The organism is Pseudonocardia xinjiangensis, from assembly GCF_050948425.1.
Taxonomy (GTDB): Bacteria; Actinomycetota; Actinomycetes; order Mycobacteriales; family Pseudonocardiaceae; genus Pseudonocardia; species Pseudonocardia xinjiangensis.
Map to the genome: position 1 here is coordinate 1373411 of NZ_CP192009.1, position 17032 is coordinate 1390442.

A 17032-nucleotide genomic window follows, 5' to 3' on the forward strand; every position below is an offset into this window, starting at 1 on the left:
GCGGGGTTACCGCGTCGTGCCTGCCTTCTTCATTCCGCGCTGCACCGCGTCCGCCAGGTAGGGGCGCAGGCGGTCGGGCGCCACGATGGTGTGCACCGAGCCGACCCGCTGCGCCCGCTCGACGCTGTGGGCCGCGTCGAACTCGTCGGCCACCTGTCCGAGCTTCTCGGAGCGCACGCCCGGGCGCAGCTCCGCGAGCTCGGCGGTGAGCCGGGCGGCCTCGGAGTCGGCCCCGGCCTGCTGGGCCTCGGAGATCCGCGACTCGAGGTCGGAGATCCGCGGGTCGGCGGCGGTGCGCTTGTTGACCTCGCCTGCGAACACGACGGCCGCGGCGGGTGCGCCGCCGAGCACCGACGCGTAGGAGCCCTCGACGGCGGCGATCTCCATGTTGTCGTTGAGCGTTCCGGAGAACACCACGAACGCGCCGCCGTGGTAGCGGGAGACCACGCAGAACACGATCGGGCCGTCGAAGTTGACCACCGCCCGGCCGATCTCCGCGCCGTACTCCAGCTGCAGCTGGCGCAGCGACTCCGGCGAGCCGTCGAAGCCCGAGAGGTTCGCCAGGATCACCAGCGGCCGGTTGCCGCTGGCCGCGTTGATCGCCCTGGCCGTCTTCTTCGACGACTTCGGGAAGAGCGTGCCCGCCGTGAACGCGGTCGGCCCGTCCACCGGCGGGCGGCCGCGGCGGGGGAGCGGGCGCGACTCGATGCCGAGCAGCGCGATCGGCTGGCCGCCGAGGTGGGCGTCGAGCACCACCACACCTTCGGCGTCGATCATGTCGACCCAACGCTCCAGGGTGGGGTGGTCGGCGTCGGACACCGCCTGCAGCAGCGACCGGATGTCGAACGGCTTCTTGCGCCCCGGGTTGCCCGTGAAGATCTCGCCGACGGTGGCGAAGTCGCAGCCGGGGCCGGAGTGCGGCGAGCTGCTGATGTCGCGGTCCACCGGGTCGCTGGTGGGTGCCGGCCGGGGGAACCGCTCGCCGGGAGCCCGGTAGGTGTGGGCGTAGTGCGCGAGCAGCACGTCCACCGCGCCGGACAGGTCCGGCGCCCAGTACTGGGCCTGCCCGTTCGGGCCCATGATCCGGTCGTAGCCGCCGATCCCGAAGTTGTCCTCGGCGCTGACACCACCGGAGTAGTCGAGCGACTGCTTGCCGGTGAGCACCATCGCGCTGTCGGGCGTCATCACGAGGATGCCCTTGGTGTGCATGAGCATCGTGGCCTCGGCGTTCCAGTACGGCTGGGCGCCGACGTTGATGCCGGTGACCACGACGTTGATCTCGCCGCCGTCCTGGGTGAACTCGATGATCCCGCGCAGCACCCGGGAGATCCAGTCCATGTTCTCCGTGCCGGAGTCCATCGCGATCTTGGCCCCGGCCGACACCGCGAACCACTCGATGGGCGCGTCGAACCGGCGGGCCAGCTCGATCGCGGCCAGCACGCGGGCGCACTCCGGCTCGGCGAGGGCGCCGAGTGCCTTGGTCGGGTCGCCGATCAGGACCACGCGGGTCATGCCCTCGGGGTAGCGCTGCGACGGCGTGGTGACGGTACCGAGCACGATGTTGGCGGTGTTGCCGCCCGGCGGCCGCTCCACCACGACCGGGGAACCGGCGGGGTCGAGGTCGTACTCGGTGAAGACACCCGGTGCGGTGTCGGCGGAGCGCGAGTCGGTGCCGCGCCGGTCGGGGTCGCGCAGCAGCATCGGGACCAGCTCGTACGGGTAGACGGCGCCGCGGCGCCGCGCCCGGATCACCTTCTGCGCGTAGGCGTCCAGCTCGCGCAGGGGCCCGGTGGGGGGCTCGGTGACCTGGACGGTGAGCCCGGCGCCCGGCGGCCGGGACATCCGCAGCAGCAGCTCGTGCGGCTCGCGGTGCCCGTTCTCGTCGACATCCGGCCCGTCGCCGCCGTGGCGGAACTGCACGAGCACCTGCTCCAGCCCGAGCCCTTCCGAGCGCGGGGCAAGCACCCGGACCACCGAGTCCAGCTCGTCGACCGGGACCTCCACCACCGGCCAGACGTAGAGCAGGACGCGGTTCCAGCCGAGCTTCGCGTCGCCGCTGTCGGCGGCCCTGGCCGCGCGCAGGGCGTCCAGGCAGGCGTCGAGGACGTGCTCCAGCTGCGGCAGCGCCCTGATCCGGCCCTTGTCGTCGCGCAGCACCGTCAGCTCCCGGACGTCGGACAGTGCGATCAGCCTGCGGTCGTCGGGAACCTCCTTGCCGACCGCGCGGAACAGGTGCACGTCCACCGGGGAGGGCAGCCTGGTCAGCTCGAACGCGGACAGCCGCCACAGCCCGAGCCGCTCGGCCACCATCGGGTGCAGCCCGCGCAGCGTGCGGTCCTCCACCGGGCGCCGGTCCGAGTCGGGGCGGAACGTGAACCACGCCGACCGCTCGTCGCCGCCGGGCCTGCGCACCGCCACCGCCACGCGCGCGAGGCCGTTCGGCAGCCTGCCGAGCATCGCGCGGATCTTCTCCGCGGACCGCTCCGGATCGGCGTCGGGCGCCTCCCCGGCGATGACGTACAGGTCGAGCAGCGCGGTGCGGCCTTCCGGCAGCTGCGCGATGATCCGGCGCAGGTCGCCCTGCACCGCCATCGGGTCGCCCGCCGGGGGTGCGTCCGGCGCCGTGTGCACGGTGGTGGCCAGCACGACCTGCTCGAGGTGGTCGTCCTGGTCGGGGCCGTTGGAGCGGCTCCCGACCCCGTCCTTGAGCGAGTAGGTGGCCGTGAGCAGCGGGCGTCCGCCCCGGTCCTCGACGCGGACGTCGGTCAGCGTCCGCACGCGGTAGTAGCGCCGCGTCATCACCTCGAGCATCGCGGCGTGGTGGCGCTCCCCGAACACCTCGAGGATCGGTTCCGCGGCGGCCACGATGGTGTCGATCTGCGCCGCCCGGGCCGCGGGGTCGTCGGACAGCCGGTCCAGCTCGGCGCGCACCTGGTTCTGGCCCGCCGCGCGCTCGGCGTCGATCAGCGGGGCGTCGAAGACGGTGTAGCGCACGCGGCGGGCCAGGCCGCCGACCACGGGGTGGCGCAGCTGGGTGGCGCGGACGAGACGGTCGATCGTGAGCTGGTACTCCTCCCGGGCCGACGCCGGCAGCGACCCGGGGTTGCGCAGGCGCCACTGCAGCAGCGCGAGCACCACCGGGACGTGCGCGGTGGCCCGGCGGTGGGCCAGGAACATCCGGTACAGCGCGCTGTTGAGCAGGTCCGTGGAGACCGGGTCCGTCGGAGCCAGGTCCGAGACGCCGTAGTGCACCAGCGCGCGGCGCAGCTTCTCCTGGAACGACTCCGGCAGCCCCTCGGTCTCCGCGTCCCGGGAGCGCAGGTAGGCGTGCAGGAACTCCTGCGGGTTGCGGGCCTCCTCGCCCGCCGGGTCGATCTGCTGTGTCTCGTCCTCGGGGCCACGGCGGTTGCGCGACAGCGCGCACAGGTCGGCGAAGATCCGCAGCACCGCCGTCTCGGCGGCCAGCACACCGGCGTCGTCGGGGGCGAGCTCCTCGCGGGCCGACGCGAGCGCGGCCAGCAGCGGGCGCGCGGCGCGCTCGTCGATGTCGTAGCCGAGCACGAGGAACCGCAGCGACGTCAGCGCGTCCGCGGCGACCGCGGCGGGGCGCGACCCCGCGGCGGCCGGGCCCGCCAGCGCGGCCAGGTCCGCCCGCTCCCCGCCATCGGCTCCCGCGTCGGCGTCGGGCTCCAGGCGCACGAGCTTCGTGCCGCCCTCCACCTGCGTGTTGGGGGCGATGAGGATCTCGACGACCCGGCCGGCCACGGGCGCGCGCAGCGCCGTCTCCAGCTTCATGCTCTCGACGACGGCCACCACGTCGCCCGCCTCGACGACGTCGCCCGCCGAGATCGGGATCGACACCACCATCGCCGGGGCCGGCGCCCGGACCAGGCCGGCCTCGCCGCCGGAGATGCGGTGCACCGCCCCGTCCACCTCGACGAGGTAGTCGGAGCCCTGCGGCACCGAGAGCACCGCGAAGGTCTTGCCGCCGACGGTGAGCTTCCGCTCGAAGCGACCGGTGCGTTCCGCGTCGACGTCGACGACGTGACCGTCCAGCTCGACCCGGTAGCGGTTGCCCCGCGCCTGGGCCACGCGCAGCCGGTAGGACTCGCCCGCCGCGCGCACGTCCACCTGGTGCCACGTCTCGTGCCCCACCTCGGGGCGCCCGCGCTCCGCGGAGGCGAACAGCCGCTCCCGCTGCCGCATCACGTGCGCGTCCTGCGCCTCGACGGCGGTGGCGAGCAGCGCCACGTCGAGCCGCAGCGGCGGGGTGTAGCCGTTCGCCATCATCCCGTCGAGCCAGGTGGTGTCGGTGTTGCCGGAGAGGATCTCCGGGCGGCTCAGCAGGTCGAGCAGGAAGGCCTTGTTGGTGGTGCCGCCGTCGATCACCGCGGCGGTCTGGCGCAGCGCCCGCGACAGCCGGGCCCTGGCCTCGCCCCGGTCCCGGCCCCACGCGATCACCTTGGCGATCATCGAGTCGAACTGGGGCGGGATCAGGTCACCCGTGGCGACACCGGTGTCCACGCGGATGCCCGGACCGCTGGGCAGTGCCAGGTGCTCGATGCGCCCGGGCGCGGGCGCGAAGCCCTGCTCGGGATCCTCGGCCGTCAGCCGGGCCTCGATCGCGTGCCCGCGTGCGGGCGGCGCCTCCGCGGCGATCTCGGCCAGCCTGCCGCCCATCGCCACGTGGAGCTGCAGCTTGACGATGTCGACGCCGGTGGTGGCCTCGGTGACCGGGTGCTCGACCTGCAGCCGGGTGTTGACCTCCAGGAACGACAGCAGCCGCTCCGTCGGCTCGTACAGGAACTCGACGGTGCCGGCGTTGACGTAGCCCGCCGCCCTGGCCAGCTCGGCCGCGGAGCTGCGGAGAAGCTCCTCCTGCTCCGCGTCGAGCGCGGTGGACGCGGACTCCTCGATCACCTTCTGGTTGCGCCGCTGCACGGAGCAGTCGCGCACCCCGAGCGTCCAGACGTCGCCGCCGGCGTCGGCGATCACCTGCACCTCGACGTGACGACCGCCGCTGATCGCCCGCTCGAGGAACACGGTGGCGTCACCCGCCGTCTTCGACGCCTCCGAGCTCGCCCGCTCGAAGGCCTCCTCGAGGTCCTCCGGACGGTCGACCCGCCGGATACCGCGCCCGCCACCCCCCGCGGTGGCCTTGACCATCAGCGGGAACCCGATCTGCTCGGCGTGCTCGCGGGCGGCCGCGACGTCGGGGACGGGGCCGCCGCTCCAGGCGGCGAGCGGCACGCCGACCTCCTCGGCGAGACGCTTCGCCGCGATCTTGTCGCCGAGCCGGTCCATCACCTCGGGGGAGGGGCCGATGAACACGATGCCGAGGTCGCGGCACAGCCGCGCGAAGTCGGCCTTCTCCGACACGAAGCCCCATCCCGGCCACACCGCCTCGGCCCGCGCCTCCCGCAGCGCCCGCTCGAGCTCGGCGTGGTCGAGGTAGGGGCTCGCGGCGAAGGCCTGCTCGGGGTCGTCCGGCCCGATCAGCACGGCCTCGTCGGCCTCGCGGACGAACATCGCGTGCCGGTCGACCGCGGTGTACAACGCGATCGTGCGCAGCGGCTCGCGGACCTCACCGTCGGCCCCCGGTGAGATCTCCGCGTTCCACTCGCGCACAGCGTGGATCAGCCGCATCGCCGGCTCACCTCGGTTGACGATGACGACCCGGTGGAACGACTGCTCCGTCACGATCTGCTCACTCTCGTCGCTGGTGCCACGGCCCCACCCGCGGCGACTCCCGGCGGGGACCGTATCGCCTGGATCTCACGGCCCGGGCCCACCCAACTCGACCTCTGGCCGTCGCACAACTGACGAGCGGGTAACCGCCCGGGAGAGGGGCGAGAGCATGATGATCCCGTGCTGACGGTGACGCGGGGCAACCTGACCTTCGACGTGCACGAGCACGGCCCCGCCGACGGCGTCCCGGTGCTGCTCCTGCACGGGTTCCCCCAGCGCGGCACCGCGTGGGACGGCGTGGCGTCACGTCTCGTCACCGCCGGCTACCGGACCCTGGCGCCCGACCAGCGCGGCTACTCTCCGTGCGCCCGGCCGCGCGGACGCAGCGCCTACCGGCTCTCCGAGATCGTCGGCGACGCGCTCGCGATCGTGGACGTGCTGGTGGGCCCGAGCGGCCGCGTGCACGTGGTCGGCCACGACTGGGGAGCTGCGGTCGGCTGGTCACTGGCGGCCCGCCACCCCGACCGCGTCCGGTCGCTCACCGCCGTGTCGGTCCCGCCGCCACCGGTCTACGTCCAGTCACTCCTGACCACCCGCCAGGCGTTTGCGTCCTGGTACATCTACGCGCTGCAGCTGCCGGTGCTGCCGGAGCGGCTGCTCGGGGCGAGGGGCCGCCTGTTCTCCCCGGCGCTCGTCGCCGCCCTGCAGAGGTCCGGGCAGTCGCGGGCCGCCGCCGAGCGGGACGCGGCCGGGCTCGCCGACCCGGCGGCGCTGACCGCCGCGATCAACTGGTACCGGGCGCTGCCGACCCGCCCGTCCGGTTCCCAGGAGCCACCCGTCGCGGTGCCCACCCAGTTCGTGTGGAGCGACGGCGACACCGCCATCACCCGGCAGGCCACGGAGCTGACGCACCAGCACGTCACCGGCCCCTTCCGCTACGTCGAGCTGCGGGGCGTGAGCCACTGGATCCTCGAGGAGGCGCCCGACCAGCTCGCGCAGCTGGTGCTGGACCAGCTCGGGGAGCACCCGAGCTGACTGCAGCAAAGCCACTTTGACGCAACCACGTTGCCTGAACGTGGCTTTGCTGCAACTCGGGTGAAGCGGGGGAAACGGGCGGCGCTAGGGTCCTCCGCCATGGCCCGCGACCGGTCCCGCTGATGGAGGTGCTCGCCTCCCGGGTGCTGCTGCACCCCGTCGACATGCAGCGCAGCATCGAGTTCTACCGGGACGTGCTCGGCCTGGCGATCGCCCGCGAGTTCCCCGGCGGCACGGTGTTCTTCATGGGCGGCGGGTTCCTGGAGCTCTCCGGGAACGCGACGGCGCCGGCAGGCGGGGCGATCGCGTTCTGGCTCCAGGTGCGCGACCTGGCCGCGGCCCACCACGAGCTCGCCGCCCACGTCGTCCGCGAGCCGCGGCAGGAGCCGTGGGGCCTGCACGAGATGTGGATCGCCGACCCGGACGGCACCCGGATCGTGCTGGTGCAGATCCCCGAGGACCACCCGATCCGCCGGGACTCCCGCCCGTAGGGCTCAGGACGGCCGGGGAGCCGCCCGGTCCGCGCCGCCCTCCACATTGCGCTTGATCTGCGCGAGCGTCGCCTGCAGCCCCTCGTCGATGTCGTGGCCCTCGACCCGCTCGGTGTGCAGCCGGACGGTCACCTGCGCGCCCCCGTCGGCTCCGGTGACCTCGAGCTCGCCGCTGTAGTCGTTGGGGCCCTCGGAGCCCCAGCGCAGCGTCCGCGCGTCGCGGTCGGTGGTGAACCACGCCTCACCCTCGCGCCGGTTGCCGTCGACCTCGGCGACGGTGTGCACGGCGTCGTCGCCTGCCGGCTCGGCGCTGCGCATGGCGGCGAAGTAGTCGGGGAGGTGGTGGATGTCGGCGAGGTAGTCGAACAGCGCGTCCGGGTCGGTCGTGACGGTGGCGCTGTGCTCGTAGTTGCCCATGGCCGCCCGGTACCCGGCGCGCCGGTGTCCAACCCCGCGTCACTCCACCGCCCGGGTGGTTCCGGCCGACTCAGCGGTTATGGTGGGTTCATTATGAGGACTCAGCAGGCAAGGCCTGGCCTCGTGCTCACGGTGTCCTCGCTCGCTGCCTTCATGGCGTTCCTGGACGTGACGATCGTGAACATCGCGTTCCCGGCGATCAGCGCCGAGTTCGCCACGACGTCGCTGGCCGCGCTCTCCTGGGTCTTCAGCGCGTACAACGTCATCTTCGCGGCGCTGCTCGTCCCGGCGGGGCGGCTGGCCGACCTGCTCGGCCGCCGCCGGGTGTTCCTCACCGGCCTGGCCCTCTTCGGGCTCGCCTCGGCCGCCTGCGCCCTCGCGCCGAACGCGGGTGTCCTCGTGGGCGCCCGTGCCCTGCAGGCGGTGGCCGCCGCCCTGCTCGCGCCGTCCTCCCTCGCTCTGCTGCTGCCGGCGTTCCCCCCGGAGCGCCGCGGCGCCGTCGTCGGCACCTGGGGTGCGATGGGCGCGATCGCCGCCGCGGCGGGACCCGCCCTCGGCGGGGTGCTCGTCGACGGTCTCGGCTGGCGCGCGGTGTTCGTCATCAACCTGCCGGTCGTGGTCGTGACGCTCGTCGTGGGCCTGCTCGTGCTCACCGAGTCGCGCGACGAGCACGCCGGGCTCCCCGACCCGCTGAGCGTGCTGCTGCTCGGCGGCGGCGTCGCGCTGCTGTCGCTGGGCATCGTCAGCGGTGAGGACGGCGGCTGGCTCGGCCCCGGTGCCGCCGTCCCCCTGTTCGCGGGGCTCGCGCTGGTGGTGGCGTTCGTGCTGCGGAGCGGGCGCGTGCCCAACCCGCTCGTGGAGCTCGGGCTGTTCCGCCTGCGGTCGTTCGCCGGTGCGACGGTCGGGTACCTCCTGTTCTCCGCGGCCTTCTACGCGCTGCTGCTCTCCAACGTGCTGTTCCTGACCGGGATCTGGCGCTACGACGTGCTGGCGGCCGGGCTCGCGGTCACGCCCGGCCCGCTGGTGGCGGCGGTGGCGTCGACCGTGGGGGGACGGCTCAGCGACCGGTTCGGCGCCCGCGCCGCGATCGCGCCCGGGGCACTCCTGTTCGCCTGCGGCTGTCTCCTGTTCGCCACCCGCGTCGGCGCGGATCCCGCCTACGTCACGACGTTCCTGCCGGCGACGCTGCTCACCGGGACCGGAACCGGTCTCGTCTTCTCCGGGCTCGGTTCGGCCGCCGTCGCGAAGCTCCCTCCGGGCCGGTACGGCACCGGCAGCGCCGTCGGCACCTGCGCGCGGCAGATCGGTGCGGTGTTCGGGATCTCCCTGCTGCTGTCCGGGCTGGCCGCCGCGGGCACGCATCCGGCGGTGTTCCGCACAGGCTGGTTCGTGATGGCGGGCGGCGCGCTGGCCACGGTGGTGTGCGGCCTCGTGGTGGGTGCGGTCCGTGCCGAGCGCGAACGGACCGCGGCCGTCACGCCCGTGCCACCGCCGGTACCAGGTCCGGCGTAGCCGATCCGGGCGCGCGGGTCCGCGGCGTGACGGCGGCGAGCACGGCGCCCACCACCGCGGCGGCGGCCGCGGAGAGGAACACCACCGTGTACGCGGTGCTCGACGGCAGTAACTGCCCGTCCACGGACGTGACCAGGCCGGTCGTCACGGCCGCGACGACCGCGCTGCACGACGACGTCCCGAGCATCCGCATCAGGGTGTTGAGGCTGTTGGCCGCGGCGGTCTCGGTCGAGGGCACCGCGTCCATGATGAGGAGCGGCAGGGCCGAGTAGGCCAGCGCGGCCCCGATCGCCGTCACGGTGGACGCCGCCATGATCAGCGGGATCGACCCGGGCAGCGTCGCCATCGCGACGTTGCCGACGGCGAGCACGCACGTGCCGAGCACGAGCGTGGTGCGGGCGCCGCGGCGACGCGACACGCTCGCGGAGATCGGCGAGAAGATCGTCATCGCCGCCCCGATCGGGAGCAGCACGACCCCGGCGGCCACCAGTGACAGCCCGAACCCGTACCCGCTCGCCTGCGGCGCCTGCAGAACCTGGGTGGTCACGAGGAACCCCGCGAACATCGCGAACCCGATGAGGACCGACGCCACGTTCGTCCAGAGGACCGTGGGACGCGCCGAGACCCGCAGGTCCACCAACGGGGAACGCACCCTCAGCTCGAGTCGGCTCCAGAGCGCGAACAGCACGACCGCGGCGGCCAGCAGGCCGAGCACGCGGGTGCTGCCCCAGCCCCACTCGGCGCCCTTCGAGATCGCGAGCAGCACGCAGACCAGCGCGAGCGCGAGCCCCACGGCGCCGGGCAGGTCGAAGCGGCCCCCGGAGCGCTGCGGTGACTCCCGCACCACCGCGCGGACCAGGAAGAACTGGGCCGCCCCGACCACCGCGGCGCCCGCGAAGAGCCAGCGCCAGCTCGCGTGCTGTGCGACGAGACCGGTGATCGGGAGGCTGACCGCACCGCCGATGCCGAGCGACGAGCTCATCAGCGCGATCCCGCTCCCCACCCGGTCGGGCGGCAGCAGGTCGCGCATGATGCTGATGCCCAGGGCGACCACACCCAGCGCCGCCCCCTGCAGCGCGCGGGCGGCGATCAGCACGCCCACGCCGGGCGCGACGGCGCCCAGCGCCGATCCCGCGGTGACCATCGCGAGCGCCACGAGCAGCATGCGGCGCTTGCCGTACATGTCGCCGAGCCTGCCCAGCACGGGTGCGCACACCGCCCCCGCGACGAGCGTGGCCGTGACGAGCCACGCCACGGTTGCCGGCGAGGCCGACAGCAGGCGTGGGAACTGTGGCAGGAGCGGGACGACCAGGGTCTGCATCAGGGAGACGGCCAGCCCGCAGGAGGCGAGCACGCCGATGACGAGCGCCGGACGCGCTGACGGTACGACCACTTTCCCACCTGAACACGCGATCGTTGCCATAAGCAAGCTTATTGTCGTGTTCCGATAGGTTCGTCACGTCTCGTGGCCGGTGCCCGAACCGTCAGTGAGCAGACGGGCGAACCCGGGCCCACGTGCCGGGACCGGTCTAGCCACCGCTGCGGCCGCAGGGCATCCTGGAACGGTCAAGAAGACCAATGTCCTCGGAGCAGCGGCGTGGTCGTTCCGTTGATGCAGGGAGCCGTCGCCGTGAGCACTGCCTTCTCCGAGGGCGACAACCATCAGGGCGAGAGCGTGCCGGCCGACGAGGGTCAGCACGACAACGTCCTGGAGCTGTCGCGCGTCCGGCCCACGCCGGACATGGCCGTCACCACCCTCGGCGCCTGCCGCATCACCTCACCGATGGCCCCGCTGCTCGACGCCCGGCGCACCACCGAGCACTACGTGGACGAGCAGGATCGCGTCCTGCTCGACGACACCCTCGCCGGCATCAGCTCCCGTGGCGTGCCGGCCTCCGAGCTGCCGGGCATGGAGCCGTGCGGTCCGCGTCGCAAGATCTTCTTCGACCCGGCCAAGACCCGGGCGGCCATCGTCACCTGCGGCGGACTCTGCCCGGGCCTGAACGACGTGATCGCGGGGCTCGTCCGCACGCTGACCTACCACTACCGCGTGCGCCGCGTGGTCGGCATCCGCAACGGCTACCAGGGCTTCGTCGCCGACTACGGACACGACGTCGTCGAGCTCACCCCGGAGTCCGTGCGCGACATCGCCACCGACGGCGGCACCGTCCTCGGCACCTCGCGCGGCCCGCAGGACCCCGACGCGATCGTCGACTGCCTGGAGCGGCTGCACGTCAACGTGCTGTTCGTGGTGGGCGGGGACGGCTCGATGCGCGGCGCGATGGAGATCGCGCGGACGGTGGCCGAGCGCGGGCTGCTGATCGCCGTCGTCGGCATCCCGAAGACCATCGACAACGACATCCCCTACATCGACCAGAGCTTCGGCTTCCAGACCGCGTTCAGCCTCGCCAGCGACGCCATCCGGGCGGCGCAGGTCGAGGCGAAGTCCACGGCCAACGGCATCGGGCTCGTCAAGCTGATGGGCCGGCACTCGGGCTTCATCGCCTGCTACGCGGCACTGGCCCGCAGCGGCGCCGACGTCGTCCTGATCCCCGAGGTGCCGTTCGCGCTGGACGGCGAGCAGGGCCTGCTCGCCCACCTGCGCCGCCGCGTCGCCGAACGCGGGCACGCCGTCGTCGTGGCGGCCGAGGGGGCGGGCCAGGAACTGCTCGGCGGGTCGGGTGACGCGATCGACGCCTCCGGCAACGCGCGGCTCCAGGACATCGGGCCCTACCTGCGGAGGCGGATCGCCGACCACTTCGCCGACGCCGGCGTCGACACCTCGATCCGCTACATCGACCCGAGCTACGCCATCCGCAGCGTCCCCGCCAACCCCTACGACTCGGTGTACTGCGTGCGCCTCTCGCAGGCCGCCGTGCACGCGGCGATGTCGGGACGCACGGAGATGGTCGTCGGCCGCTACCGCAGGCGCTTCGTCCACATCCCCATGAAGGTGGCGGTGAGCAGGCGCAACCAGGTCGACCCCCACGGCGACCTCTGGATGGCCGTGCTCGAGTCCACCGGCCAGCCCGTCCGCTTCGGCTGAGCTGCGGCGCGCGGCAGTGATCGCCGCGAGATCCGCCGTCCGGCCCTGAGAAGGGCGGATACGCGCGTCTCGGAACGATCTTCGCAGGCCCGGGCGGCGGCTCGCGGCCGGTGATCGCCGCGAGATCCACCTATCGGCCCCCGGAAGGGCGGACACCCGGGTCTCGCGGCGATCTTGGAGCTGCGCGGGCCCCAGAGGTGAGCGACTCGCGCACCGGGAACGGGCGACTCGCGGGTCGGGAACGGGCGACTCGCGGGTCGGGAACGGGCGACTCGCGGGGTGTCGCTGTGAGGTTCGCTGATCGGCCCTGGGGAGGGCGGATGCGCGTGGCTCGGAACGATCTGCGGGTCGCTCGGGCGCGGGGATCGGGCGGCCCGGGGCCGCGGCCCGGGATACTGATCGGGTGCACGGGCTCGCGATGCGGTTCCTCGGCCACTCCACGGTACGGATGGAGCTGGCCGGGAGGGTGGTGCTCACCGATCCGGTCCTGACCAGGGGGATCGGGCCGTTGCGCCGGGTCGGGCCGGCGCCCGAGCAGGCCGACCACGCCGACGTCGACCTCGTCCTGATCTCCCACCTGCACGGCGACCACCTGCACCTGCCGTCGCTGCGCCGGTTGCCGCGCAGCGCGCGGGTGGTGGTGCCGCGCGGCGCCGGCAGGTGGCTGCGTGCGCGCGGGATCGAGCGGGTGGAGGAGCTGGCGCCGGGGGAGAGCCTGCAGGACGGCGACCTCCGGGTCACCGGGGTGGCGGCGGAGCACAGCGGGCACCGGTGGGGGCCGCGCTCCACCCACGGCCCGCAGGCACAGGCCATGGGACACCTGCTCGCGAGCCCGGACGTCCGGGTCTATGCGGCGGGCGACACCGACCTGTTCCCCGGGATGGCCGCGCTCGCCGCGGACCGGCTCGACGTCGCGCTGCTGCCGGTCTGGGGCTGGGGGCCGACGCTGGGTCCGGGCCATCTCGACCCGGTCCGCGCCGCGGCCGCGGTGGAGCTGCTGCGCCCCCGGGTGGCGGTCCCGGTGCACTGGGGGACGCTCGCCCTCGCCGGTCTGGTCCGCGCCCCCGGACGGGCGGGGGCGCGGATGCGCAGGCTGCTCGTCGAGCCGCCGTGGGAGTTCGCGGCGGCCGTCCAGGCCGGGGGCGGGAGCACCACGGTGGCGGTCACGGAACCCGGCACCGCGGTCGCCCTGCCGTCCCCGTCACCCCGGCCACCCGGGCCCCCGTCCTTCCGATCGCCGCGACCCGGTTCGGACGCCTCGTGATCGCCCTGTCCGGCAGCTGGACCGACCCGTCCGCCATCGGGTATCCGGCCCTGTTCGGTGGGGTGCTGCTCGGATCGCTGGTCCCGGTCGTGCCGACCGGTGCCGTGGTCGGGGCGGCCGCCGCGATCGCGACGACCACCACCCAGCTGTCGCTCCCGCTGGTCGTCCTGCTGGCGGCGGTCGCGGCGTTGCTCGGTGACCTGGTGACCTTCGGCGTCGCGAGGGCAGGCAGCGGCGCGGCGTTGCGCTGGGTGGCCCGGGGGCAGACCCCGGAACGGCTGGCGTCGGCCCGCGTGCGGTTCGCGACGCGGGGCTGGCAGCTGGTCGTGGTCGGCAGGCTGGTGCCGGCCGGGCGGATCCCGGTGCTGCTGGCCGCGGGCGCGCTCGACTACCCCTGGCGCAGGCTCGTGCCGGCCGCCGCCGTGGCCTGCCTGCTGTGGGCGGTCGCGTACGCCGCGCTGGGGATCGCCAGCGGGGGCCTGTTCGACAACCCGCTGGTCGCGACGCTGCTGGCGGCGGTGCTCGTGCTGGCGGTCGGCGGCCTCGCGTCGCTGGTGGCCACGTGGCTGCGCCAGCGGAGGGCCGGCCGGTGAGCGCCACGGCCGGGCCGGGGCACGGCGCGGGACGGCTGCTGCGGGGCGGCCGGGTGGTGGCCCGCGTGCTGCTGGTGTGGGTGCTGTCGGCGGGCGCGCTGCGGCTGCTCGACCGGTGGCTCCCGGGCTTCTCCATGGCGGGCTGGTGGCAGCCGATCGTGTGCGCACTGCTGTTCGGGGTGCTCAGCGCCGTGGTGTGGCCGCTGGTCCTGCGGATCGCGTTGCCGGTCGCGGTGTTCACGCTGGGGATCGGGTCGTTCCTGGTACTCGGCGCGGGGGTGCTGGCGATCTCCTTCGTGGTGCCGGGGGTGGTGATCGCCGACTTCGAGACGGCGGTGGTCGTGGCGGTCGCGGTGTCGGTGCTCGCCGCGCTGGCGTCCGGCCTGCTGGCTCTCGACCAGGACGAGCTGTTCTTCCGGCGCGCGGCGCGGCGCGGGGCCCGGCGAGGCACCGGCGGGGACGCCGAGATGCCGCCCGGTGTGCTGTTCCTGCAGGTGGACGGGTTGGGCATGGACACGGTGCGGCGCGCCGTCCGCGACGGGGACATGCCGACCTTCGCCCGCCTGCTCGCCGCCGGGAGCCACCGGCTCACCGAGTGGAACACCGACTGGAGCTCGCAGACCGGGGCCAGCGTGTGCGGCATCCTGCACGGCGACAACGACGACATTCTCGGCTTCCGCTGGTACGAGAAGGACCGCGACCACGTCATGGCGTGCTCGCACCCCGAGGACGCCGCGGAGATCGAGCGGCGCCACTCCGACGGCGCCGGGCTGCTCAGCGTCGACGGCGCCGGGCACGGCAACCTCTTCACCGGCGACGCGGCGCACGTGAGCTTGACGATGAGCGCGCTGCCGGTGCTGGCCGGGGCGGCGCGCAGGCGCCGGTCCGGGCGTCTCGGTGCCGGCTACTACGCCTACTTCGCCAACCCGGCCAACACCCTGCGCACCCTGGCCGGGGCCCTCGTCGACGTCGGCCGGGAGATCTCGGCGTCCACCCGGCAGCGCCGCGCCGGAGTGGTGCCGCGCGTGCGCCGTGGCGGGTTCTACCCGTTCGCCCGCAGCGCCACCACGGTGATCGTCCGGGACGTCGTGGTCTCGGCGATCATCGAGGACATGCTCGCCGGCCGCGCGGCGATCTACGCCGACTTCCTCGGGTACGACGAGGTGGCCCACCACTCCGGGGTGGAGCGGTTCGACGCACTGGCGGTGCTGCGGTCCATCGACCAGCAGATCGGCAGGCTGTACCGGGCCACCCAGCTCGCGCCGCGGCGCTACCGGATCGTGGCGCTGTCCGACCACGGCCAGACGCAGGGCTGGGCGTTCACCGACCGGTTCGGCGAGTCGGTCGAGGCGCTGGTGGGACGGCTGTGCGGGGCACCGCAGCCGGAGCCGCGCCGCGGCGTCAACTCCGACGCGGGCCGGGCCTCGGAGGGGTGGCAGGTGGGGGCGGCGCTGGCCGAGGCCTCCGCCGGGGGTGGCCCGATCGCCCGCAGGCTGCGGGCCCGGGTGGAACGGGCGGGCTCGGCGCCGGACCACCCGCGCACCGTGACCGGGGCTCCCGGGGCGGTCACCCGGGTGGCGCCCGGCGTCGTCGTGGTGGCCTCCGGGCACGTGGCGATGGTGTCGTTCACCGAGCACGATGGCCGGGTCGAGCTGGAGACGATCGAGCGTGAGTTCCCCGAGCTGCTGCCCGCGCTCGTCGACCACGCCGGGGTCGGTTTCCTGCTGGTCCGCAGCGCCGAGTCCGGCCCGATCGTGCTCGGCCGCGACGGGGTGCACCGGCTGGCGTCGGGCCAGGTGCTCGGGGAGGACCCGCTCGGTCCCTACGGGCCGCACGCCGCCGATCTGGTCCGCCGGGTCGACGGGTTCGCGCACTGCCCAGACATCATGATCAACAGCAGGTTCGACCCCATCATGGAGGAGGCCTCGCCGTTCGAGCCGCACGTGGGTTCGCACGGGGGGATGGGAGGTCCCCAGTCGACGGGCTTCCTCCTCTACCCCGCGGAGCTGCCCGCGCCGGGGGAGATCGTGGGAGCGGAGGCACTGCACCGGGTCCTGCGCGGCTGGCTCACCCATCTCGGGCAGCCCGAGCCCCCGGTCGGTGCGCCGGCCTCGCCGACCGTCTCGGCGGGATGAGGGCGAGGCTGCTGTGCAGGGGAGACTGGAGTACATGAGCGAGGCGACGAGCGATTCCCCGGTTCTGCGCGACCCCGCAGGGGATTCCCCGAGCAACCCGTCGGAACGGCGGGATCCCTTCGTGCTGGTGCACGGGGCCTGCCACGGCGGCTGGTGCTGGGTACGGGTTGCCCGGCTCCTGCGAGCAGTGGGCCACGAGGTGTTCACACCGACGCTCACGGGTCTCGGCGAGCGGGCGCATCTGCTGACCGCGGACGTCGGGCCGTCGACCATGGTGCAGGACGTCGTGGCGGTGCTGGAGACCGAGGAGCTGCGCGACGTCGTGCTGGTGGGGCACAGCTTCGGCGCGCTCGTCGCGCTGGGTGTCGCCGACCGGCTGCCCCACCGGCTGCGCCGCGTCGTCCTGCTCGACGGCGTGGTGGTGGAGCCGGGGGAGCCCGGGTTCGCCGGCCTGCCCCCGGGAACGGCGGAGAGCCGCACGGCGGCGGCGCAGGCGACCGGCAACGGGTTGGCGTACCCGCCGCCGTCGGCCACCGTGTTCGGCCTGAGCGACCCGGACGACGCGGCGTGGGTGGACCGGCGGCTCACCCCGCAGCCGCTGCGTTCCTACAGCGAGCCGTTCGGGCTGCGTGCGCCACTGGGCAACGGGTTGCCGGTCAGCTACATCTGCTGCACCGACCCGCCCTACTCGGCGATCCACTCGGCCCACGCGATCGTGCGGCGCGAGGGCTGGGAGTGGCGTGAGCTCGCCACCGGGCACGACGCCATGATCACCGCGCCGGAGGCGACGGTGGCCGAGCTGTTGCGCTGACCGTCCGATCCGCTCCGAGATTTCACCTGAGCTTCGGCAC

Annotated in this window: 11 protein-coding genes; 8 read left to right on the plus strand and 3 right to left on the minus strand. The window is 74.0% G+C overall.

Annotated features, from left to right (window positions below):
• Positions 1 to 6 precede the first annotated feature (6 nt).
• Positions 7 to 5700 (minus strand): biotin carboxylase N-terminal domain-containing protein, encoded by a 5694-nt coding sequence (locus tag ACQPZA_RS06625; protein WP_433279295.1) that lies wholly within the window; start codon positions 5698 to 5700, stop codon positions 7 to 9.
• Positions 5701 to 5868: 168 nt separating this feature from the next.
• On the opposite strand from ACQPZA_RS06625, the gene ACQPZA_RS06630 reads away from it, so the two are divergent.
• Together ACQPZA_RS06630 and ACQPZA_RS06635 are read left to right on the plus strand one after the other, a co-directional pair.
• Positions 5869 to 6723: an alpha/beta fold hydrolase gene (locus tag ACQPZA_RS06630; protein WP_433279297.1), complete on the plus strand. Its 855-nt coding sequence runs from the start codon at positions 5869 to 5871 to the stop codon at positions 6721 to 6723.
• 122 nt (positions 6724 to 6845) lie between these two features.
• On the plus strand, positions 6846 to 7214 hold the full coding sequence (locus ACQPZA_RS06635; protein WP_433279298.1) for a VOC family protein: 369 nt from the start codon (positions 6846 to 6848) through the stop codon (positions 7212 to 7214).
• Between the two features lie 3 nt (positions 7215 to 7217).
• Here the strand turns inward: ACQPZA_RS06635 and ACQPZA_RS06640 are convergent, their stop codons facing one another.
• Positions 7218 to 7631 carry an SRPBCC family protein gene (locus tag ACQPZA_RS06640; RefSeq protein WP_433279300.1) on the minus strand — a complete coding sequence of 138 codons (414 nt, stop codon included), beginning with the start codon at positions 7629 to 7631 and terminating at the stop codon, positions 7218 to 7220.
• Between the two features lie 132 nt (positions 7632 to 7763).
• On the opposite strand from ACQPZA_RS06640, the gene ACQPZA_RS06645 reads away from it, so the two are divergent.
• On the plus strand, positions 7764 to 9143 hold the full coding sequence (locus tag ACQPZA_RS06645) for a DHA2 family efflux MFS transporter permease subunit (protein ID WP_433279302.1): 1380 nt from the start codon (positions 7764 to 7766) through the stop codon (positions 9141 to 9143).
• Here the strand turns inward: ACQPZA_RS06645 and ACQPZA_RS06650 are convergent.
• Positions 9106 to 10536, minus strand: a complete 1431-nt coding sequence (locus ACQPZA_RS06650) for an MFS transporter (RefSeq protein ID WP_433279304.1) — start codon at positions 10534 to 10536, stop codon at positions 9106 to 9108. The genes ACQPZA_RS06645 and ACQPZA_RS06650 overlap by 38 nt on opposite strands.
• Positions 10537 to 10884: 348 nt before the next feature.
• On the opposite strand from ACQPZA_RS06650, the gene ACQPZA_RS06655 reads away from it, so the two are divergent.
• From ACQPZA_RS06655 to ACQPZA_RS06675, 5 genes are all read left to right on the plus strand, one after another.
• A complete protein-coding gene (locus ACQPZA_RS06655; protein ID WP_169395084.1) occupies positions 10885 to 12189 on the plus strand; it encodes an ATP-dependent 6-phosphofructokinase in 1305 nt (434 codons plus the stop codon).
• A 403-nt stretch (positions 12190 to 12592) separates the two neighbouring features.
• Positions 12593 to 13453: an MBL fold metallo-hydrolase gene (locus ACQPZA_RS06660; RefSeq protein ID WP_433279306.1), complete on the plus strand. Its 861-nt coding sequence runs from the start codon at positions 12593 to 12595 to the stop codon at positions 13451 to 13453.
• Positions 13450 to 14046, plus strand: coding sequence for a DedA family protein (locus ACQPZA_RS06665; protein ID WP_433279307.1), 597 nt, complete (start codon positions 13450 to 13452; stop codon positions 14044 to 14046). Before ACQPZA_RS06660 ends, ACQPZA_RS06665 begins: the two co-directional genes overlap by 4 nt.
• Entirely contained in the window at positions 14016 to 16181 is a 2166-nt protein-coding gene (locus ACQPZA_RS06670; RefSeq protein WP_433279309.1) for a phage holin family protein, read from the plus strand. Before ACQPZA_RS06665 ends, ACQPZA_RS06670 begins: the two co-directional genes overlap by 31 nt.
• 34 nt (positions 16182 to 16215) lie before the next feature.
• Positions 16216 to 16992, plus strand: a complete 777-nt coding sequence (locus tag ACQPZA_RS06675) for an alpha/beta fold hydrolase (RefSeq protein ID WP_433279311.1) — start codon at positions 16216 to 16218, stop codon at positions 16990 to 16992.
• Positions 16993 to 17032: the final 40 nt, after the last annotated feature.

What these genes read in the sequence shown, in the direction of transcription:
- ACQPZA_RS06675 (WP_433279311.1), top strand. Translation starts at nt 16,216, where the DNA reads ATGAGCGAGGCGACGAGCGATTCCCCGGTTCTGCGCGACCCCGCAGGG.
- ACQPZA_RS06635 (WP_433279298.1), top strand. Translation starts at nt 6,846, where the DNA reads ATGGAGGTGCTCGCCTCCCGGGTGCTGCTGCACCCCGTCGACATGCAG.
- ACQPZA_RS06640 (WP_433279300.1), bottom strand. Translation starts at nt 7,631, where the DNA reads ATGGGCAACTACGAGCACAGCGCCACCGTCACGACCGACCCGGACGCG.
- ACQPZA_RS06655 (WP_169395084.1), top strand. Translation starts at nt 10,885, where the DNA reads ATGGCCGTCACCACCCTCGGCGCCTGCCGCATCACCTCACCGATGGCC.